Source organism: Acinetobacter uliginosus, from assembly GCF_044130295.1.
Taxonomy (GTDB): Bacteria; Pseudomonadota; Gammaproteobacteria; order Pseudomonadales; family Moraxellaceae; genus Acinetobacter.
In genome coordinates this window covers 1-7,441 of record NZ_JBIQOC010000122.1, presented here as the reverse complement: position 1 = coordinate 7,441, position 7,441 = coordinate 1, and the positions used below count along the sequence as shown (strand labels likewise).

The 7,441-nt window shown below is 40.8% G+C and carries 6 protein-coding genes; 4 read left to right on the top strand and 2 right to left on the bottom strand.

Features of this window, described 5'->3' with window-relative positions:
- Positions 1–1,108: 1,108 nt before the first annotated feature.
- Both ACE01T_RS16540 and ACE01T_RS16535 read right to left on the bottom strand, forming a co-directional pair.
- On the bottom strand, positions 1,109–1,594 hold the full coding sequence (locus tag ACE01T_RS16540; protein WP_180043874.1) for a hypothetical protein: 486 nt from the start codon (positions 1,592–1,594) through the stop codon (positions 1,109–1,111).
- Between the two features lie 83 nt (positions 1,595–1,677).
- Positions 1,678–2,928 (bottom strand): YncE family protein, encoded by a 1,251-nt coding sequence (locus tag ACE01T_RS16535; protein ID WP_395519703.1) that lies wholly within the window; start codon positions 2,926–2,928, stop codon positions 1,678–1,680.
- Between the two features lie 354 nt (positions 2,929–3,282).
- On the opposite strand from ACE01T_RS16535, the gene ACE01T_RS16530 reads away from it, so the two are divergent.
- From ACE01T_RS16530 to ACE01T_RS16515, 4 genes are all read left to right on the top strand, one after another.
- Positions 3,283–4,071 carry a tellurium resistance protein gene (locus ACE01T_RS16530; protein ID WP_395519702.1) on the top strand — a complete coding sequence of 263 codons (789 nt, stop codon included), beginning with the start codon at positions 3,283–3,285 and terminating at the stop codon, positions 4,069–4,071.
- A 25-nt stretch (positions 4,072–4,096) separates the two neighbouring features.
- Positions 4,097–5,230 carry a toxic anion resistance protein gene (locus ACE01T_RS16525; protein WP_395519701.1) on the top strand — a complete coding sequence of 378 codons (1,134 nt, stop codon included), beginning with the start codon at positions 4,097–4,099 and terminating at the stop codon, positions 5,228–5,230.
- Positions 5,231–5,272: 42 nt separating this feature from the next.
- A complete protein-coding gene (locus tag ACE01T_RS16520) occupies positions 5,273–6,196 on the top strand; it encodes a hypothetical protein (RefSeq protein ID WP_180081344.1) in 924 nt (307 codons plus the stop codon).
- A gap of 222 nt (positions 6,197–6,418) precedes the next feature.
- A partial coding sequence (locus ACE01T_RS16515; protein ID WP_395519700.1) for an FAD-dependent oxidoreductase occupies positions 6,419–7,441 on the top strand: 1,023 nt, incomplete at its 3' end.

Sequence of the window (7,441 nt, the reverse complement as noted above, 5' to 3'; positions counted from 1 at the left end):
TCTCGACTAATGTCGCTGGGATATGGTTTTCTCATTGAATAATTTTAACAAATTCTTTTTTTAAGTGCTAAAAAAGAATGAAATTAATACTGGATAGGCTCTAAGGTATTGGCGCAATTAAGCCTGTTTAATTTTGGAGAGTTAAGCAGGCTTTTTTATTGAAGATTTTTATCTTTTGTCGAAAGTATTACGATATATAAGCCTCTTCATTAATATGTTGGGGCTTTTATTTTTCTAGAATATGTATAAAAACTAAGGCATAAAAATACTCTGGTTTTTATTTATAAAATTTCATCTTTTATAAATTTTGGTAGTTTTTGATATTCATATATTTAAAATACATATTTAGAATGCGCCAACAAATTGAAACGCTGTAGTTTCTCTGGTTTTGGTCCTATGCATCCCTCGCATGGGACTTTTTTTTGGAAAAAATTATGCTCCAATTCTTAATGTGTTTATTTGGCCTGCATGGTGCTACTGAAGTTGACTACACGGTTGATGACAAAGAAATCAAGGTGTGTCGGGATTGTTTGAAAGAGATTGGTTAAGGCGGTTTTCATTTTTTATCATGCTTTAGATAATCAATTTTTAGAACTTAATAAGAGTGAAAAATGCATTGTAAGCACATTGGCTGAGAAAGTAATTAGATCAAAATATCAAAGGTGAAAATCTTGATGTATTGGGATTGGTTGTTTCATCAAGTTTAGAATAAGTTGGATTGTAGGGTCTTGGGCTTTCCTTTGCTAAATGTGCGAAAGTTGTAAATGATCATCTATTTAGCAAAGCCTTTGAAAAATTTCTAGTAAATTGAAAGGGTTAACACCTGATCAGAAAATGAAATTTTATAATAAATATTCAAAGAAGAGTATTCAGGAATTTGGTGAACAAGCGATCCCTAATATTAAACAAGATTGAAATGCCTTTAGCTGCAAAAATGATTGGACGAGTACATTATTTATTAATATTGGGTGAAATAGATAAGGCAACATATTTTAATGTTTCAGACTATATTAAATTTTTCCATACTTGATAAATCGTCTTGATTTTTTCCCTTCATAGGAAGAAATAAAAGGTGCTGATGAAAGAAGTTCATTAATGTTATTTATCATCACGACTGTACTTTTTGTATAGCACTACGCTTAAGCTGTTCTAACTCTATAATATTTTGGTCAATCTGATGTTCCATTGCCGGTAAAATCTGCCTTAAAAACTGGCAATATGAAATAGCTTCATCCGCAGCAACCATGCCTGTTCTGACCAGCTGTTTTTGCTGTTCCAACATTTGGCTCACCTGACGTAAATCGGGCTGCTGTCCATGACTCAAAGCGTCGCTAATGGCTGCAAAATTTTTATATAGCCGGTCGCGTTGTTGAAGTAATTCTGCCTGATTTGGCACCGATACGGTATCTGTTTGAACGGGTGTGGTAGATATAACTTTTTTTTCAACAGGAGCTACTACAAGAGCTGGAGTGGGTTTTGCTTTTGCTGTATCTACCGGTGGAGAGGAAAGCGGTTTAAATATATAAACCACCACGAAGAGTGATAGGGTCACCATAAAACCAATGATAAGACCAAGTTGTATGCTACGATCCATGTCAGAAATCTTGCTCTTGCATTTAAATTAAAAGCAGACCCAATCTTTAAGATCAGGTCTGTACGATTTATAAAAATAAACAGTTAAGGTGTAGACCAGCCCGCAGGTGCATAACCGATACGAACCCGTTGTGGATGGTTTCCGACAGGAACACTCAGCACTTTTTCGCCCGTTGCAAAATCAATCACGGTGACTACATCAGTCGCACTTTCAGAAATTACACAGCTTTTTCCATTTGGACTTTGTGTTGCCCAATAAGGCTTGCCTGCAGCAATTAGCTTTCCTGCTTTTAGGGTTGAGCGGTCGACAATGGTTGCATAGTCATCCATGGTCCCGGCGACACATAGTTTTTCACCATCAGCACTAATTGATAATCCATGATGACGCGAGTCATTTACATATTTGGTTCGGTCAGATGGAATAGTCGAGCTACCTGGGAGTTGACCAATTCGAGTAACTTTATTCTGATTCAGGTCATATTCGATCAAGCCATTAAAAAATGAAATCTGGGCATAAATTTTACTTTCATCATTACTCAGGACAATCGGACGTACCGCATTGGACAGATCTTTACGGCCAACTGCATCCAGCACCGGACGGAAATCGATGGTCTTGAGGACTTTAAAAGTATTGGCATCGGCAATGGTGAGGAGTCGCTTCCCCTTGGTGAAATCTTGCCATGCGGCATCCATAGATGTTTCCACATTACCAATGGCTGAGTTTAGAATTTTTGTGCCACCGTTAAAGAAAATATTTTCATGCGGTTTGTCGCCAGTTGCAAAGCGTCCCAATTCTTTACCGGTATTGATATCCAGCACCTGAACCACATTGCCTGAAGATGCCGATACCGCTAAGCGCTGACCATCAGGAGAAACTGCCATATGATCGGAACGGAAGCCTTCTACAGGTGTACGCCAGTTGATTTTACCCGTCGCAATATTAATCGACACCACATCGGCAAAACTTGGGCGTGATGCCACCACAGATTTGCCATCTGGTGTGGAATACATGTCATCCACCAGCTGATCATGACCTTCTCCAGCGGTGGACTGAATGTAAGTATAGGCAATCAGTTTAATTGGATTGAGGTGGATTTCCGTCAAACGCTCTTTGCGATCAGGAACCATGTTGATCACACCGATTTTACCAAAATCACCCGATGGACGAATGACGGTTACCGTTCCATCCCAGTTATTGCCCACAAAAAATACCTGTTGGCTATTCGCCGGGGCAGGCATTCCAGATGTCGTGGCATGGCTATTCAGGGATGTGAATGCGATTGATGCAAATAACGCATTTACACTCCATTTGAGGAAAAGATTTTTGTTTTTCATCTCATTATTCTCCGATTCAGCTCCATGAAATCGATTTTTTATTTGAATTTTCTCATTGCTGTCGAATACTCCTGTATTCGCTGAAGCATAGAATAAAGAATTCAACCATCAAATCTTGGATAATCCGATAAAAACACGCGCTAAAAATGACCTGAATAAGTCTTTTATTTTATAAATATTTGAATAATCAATTTATTATGAGGACAGAGCAGATTGTTTTTCCGACGGATTGCCGAACCCTATTTTAGCTTTTAGCCACATCTCTGATGGAGGTACGGAAAAATTGCAAAACACTACATGATCTTTTATACAGAAGTCGTACTATAAAAATGATTTTGTTGAGTTTCCAATATTATGTCTCAGATAGATATGCTTGTTGCCTTAGCCGACATTGAAGTGAATCGGGCTGAACTGCTGTCTATTCAGCAGAATGATTTGGTCCCTTTGCTGCAGGATCAATATCGTCTGAATCATTATGCCGATTCAGTCATTCAGGCTCAGTCGGTATTATTAAACGGTGTCGATCCACATCTGACCCAGCAATTAAGCAGCACCATAGAGCAGCTCATTCAGGCATTGGCCGATTCAAAAAAATATCTGACCCGCCGCAAGTTTAATGCCTTGCAAAAGTGGTTGGGAATTGATCTGGAATATGGTTCTGGGCAGGTCGAGTATTATAAAAACCTGGATCAATTGCTTCATCGGGCCAGTCAATTAAGTCAAAAATTGCAGATTGAAATACAAAAGTCCCAGGCACGTTTTCAGCAGTTACTCGGGCATCGTGAGCAAATGGCAAAATACATTCGGGCAGCGCAGGAATTTTTACAGGAATATCCAAATTTCGTCAGGAATGTCCATCCGCTGGATAATTTTGCTGAAAGGTTATCGAAAAAAATCAATTCATTACAAACTTTGCAAGCCAGTAATGATATTGCAATTACACAGATGCAGTTATCACAGCAGCTTTCTTTTACTTTGCTGGACCGTTTTAAAGAGGCGCAGCAGGTACTGATTCCTGCCTGGCAATATCATGTTAAACAAAGCAATCAGAACAGTTCGGGCATTGAACTGGACAAGCTGGAGCATAGCAGAGAGAAGTTAATTCATACTTTAAGAAAATCACTCGAGAAACCTATACATTAATCAGACCCTAATTTTCAGGTGAAGCATGACCGATTTAGAACACAAAGATTTACCCGCTGAAGCCTCTCAGGATCTTGTACAGCAACAGTTTCAGCAATTGAATTTACAGGAAATTGGTTTGCAGGATTCAGACTTTAATGAAGTGATGAATGCACATAAAGAACTGGCTGAAATGAGCCATAATGCAGTGGCGGAATATGGGAAAAATATTGCGACAAAAACCTCGGGTTATACCGATGAACTGCTGAATCTGGTACAAAATAAGGAGCTGGACACCACAGGTCAAAAATTAAATCAGGTGGTGCAGATTGCCCAGCAGTTGAATAGCAGCAGTATTTTGAACAAGAAACAAAGTACGGGTTTTTTGGGTGGCCTGATCAGTAAAATGAAAGGGGCCAAGCAGAGCTTTGATCAGCATTTTAATAGCACCAAAGAACAGATTGATGTACTGGTCAAAGAAATTGAAACGTCTCAATCGGGTTTAAAAAAACGGGTGGACACTTTGGATAAAATGTTTCAGGGGGTACAGGAGGAATACCGACAGCTGGGTATCTATATTGCAGCGGGGAAATTAAAAGAGCAGGAGATTCAGCAGAAAATTGCACATTTAACGGCCCAAGCCCAAGATCAGCCTACGGTGCAAAAGATCTATGATCTAAATCATCTGGCCAATAATCTGGAAAAACGGGTCAGTGATTTACAGATTTTGCAGCAGTCTGCCATGCAAACCTTGCCGATGATCCGGATTATCCAGTCCAATAACCTGATGCTTGTCGATAAGTTTTATGCCATTAAAAACATTACCTTACCGGCATGGAAAAACCAGATCAGCTTGGCTATTTCCCTGCATGAACAGAAAAACAGTGTCCAGCTGGCGAATAGTATAGATGATGCCACCAATGACCTGTTACGCCGTAATGCCGACTTGCTGCATCAAAATTCGGTGGCTACGGCCAAAGCCAACCAGCGCTCAGTGATTGATATCGAAACGCTTGAACATGTGCAGAATACCCTCATTAAAACAGTGAATGACGTGATTCAGGTACAAAAAGAGGGGCTGCAAAAACGTGCTGAAGCGACAACGCGTTTACGTGCCTTGCAGGAAAATCTGAATCATCTGGTGATAGAATCGAGTAGCAGTGGAATGAATAAATCTTAATCCTTCGTTTAAGCTCATTGCCAGCACTTTAGGAGAAAGCGTTTGCCTCCCTTGGATGAATATGCTGTGAATTCGCAACAGATCGAAAATGGTGTGGTGATGCTGAAGAAGCGTCAACGCAATGTGATGTTATGGGCGATCACCAGCAGCACCATTTTCCTTGCTTCCGTGGTGGCTTTTTTTCTACAGCATGATTTTGTCTATAGTTTTTTCGGTATTACGACGGAACTGAAACAATTGCATATCCCGCTCAGTGTAGATGCAAACCTTACTGAACTTGGTCAGCATCGTGATTATTTTAGCAACCTGTTGTCATGGTTTGGCTGGCTGATTCTAAAGCTGTTTGTTTCTTTTATGGGCGCATTTTTTGTCATTCATTTTCTAAAAAAAATCCGCTTTTTCTATGTCCGTTTTCAGTCTTTTATTTTGAAGTTTGTGGGCTGGATCATTGCTTTTATTATGCTGTGGTCAGGTCTGACCTATCTGCAATATGATTTAAATAATAAAGAGAATGATGCCTATAGGGAAGCGATTCACTATGAGAAAAATATTCAGCAAAGCGAGCTGGCACAATATTTACAGCGTAGCGAAGTCGATGAGCCAGTCAAAGCTTATCTGCTGGCCCAGACAGCATTACTACATCAACCGATAGATAAGGATGCGGCTATTCCACAAGTTCTAGCTTTAGTGAAAGCGGAAAAAACAGATCCTGATTTTTTTGAATATGGTTTTAAACCCGAACAGCTTTGGACCATGCAACACCAGCTTTATGGTCAGAGTTTAACGCCAATGGCAAAGATTGTTTCCAGACAGGTAGCTCAGGCAGAGCAAATGAGTTCAGTGGTACAAATTTTGATTATTGCTGCTGCCATACTGTTCGGAATTTTAAGTGCAATTCTACTGCTGCTGTCGCAGCATTTAAAAAGGCGGATCTTCAGAGTTGAGCAGCGTATGCAGCTTAAATGATGCATTTCAAAAGCCCTGAAATGGGCTTTTATTATTTTTTGATGCCTTTTTCAGTGAGATGATTCAGGCAATGCTGAAGGGCGGGATACACCAAAACAGGGTAAAACTTATTTAATTTAATATTCCGATTGTAATTATAAAAACAAACTGTTTTACCTATTTAAATATTTACCTTACTATAGCTTTATTAAATAAGCATTTACTCCCTTGGAGACGTTAGCCATGTTAGACCAAAATACTTCAGCTCAATTAAAAACTTTATTGGAACGTCTGGAAGGCCCGATTGAACTGGTCGCGACTTTGGATGCTTCAGATAAGTCTGACAAGATTAAAGAACTGGTGACTGAAGTTGCAGCGTTATCTGATTTAGTCACTGCACGCTTCGACGGTACAAATAGCCGTGCACCTAGCTTCGGTATTGCAAAAGCAGGGGAAGAACCGCGTATCTTCTTTGCCGGCTTGCCGATGGGACATGAATTTACTTCCCTCATTCTGGCCTTGTTACAGGTGTCGGGTTATGCCCCGAAAGTGTCGGATGAAGTCCTGGCACAGATCAAGGGTTTAAATTTAACAGCTGATTTTGAAGTGTTTGTCTCGCTCAGCTGCCATAACTGTCCTGATGTGGTGCAAGCCCTCAACCTGATCGCCATCTATAACCCGGGCACCACGGCCACCATGATTGACGGTGCATTTTTCCAGGATGAAGTGGAACAGCGCAAGATCATGGCAGTACCTATGGTGTTCCAGGACAACGCCCACATCGGTCAGGGCCGTATGACCTTGGAAGAGATCATTGCCAAACTGGATAGCAATTCTGCAGCCAAAGATGCAGCAAAGTTAAATGCCAAAGACGCGTTTGATGTACTGGTGATTGGTGGCGGACCTGCTGGTAACACCGCAGCGATCTATGCCGCGCGTAAAGGCATTAAAACTGGAATTGTGGCAGAGCGCATGGGCGGTCAGGTCATGGATACCATGGACATTGAAAACTTCACTTCCGTACAGAAAACCCAGGGCCCGAAGTTTGCCGCCGAGATGGAAGCGCATGTACGTGAGTATGGTGTGGACATCATGAATCTGCAACGTGTTGCTAACATTAAAGGTGCAGATGAAACGGCGAATGGCCTAGTTGAAGTCACGTTGGAAAATGGGGCGAAGTTAGAATCCAAAACCATCATTCTATCGACCGGTGCACGCTGGAGAGAGATGAACGTTCCGGGTGAGCAGGAATATAAAACCCGTGGT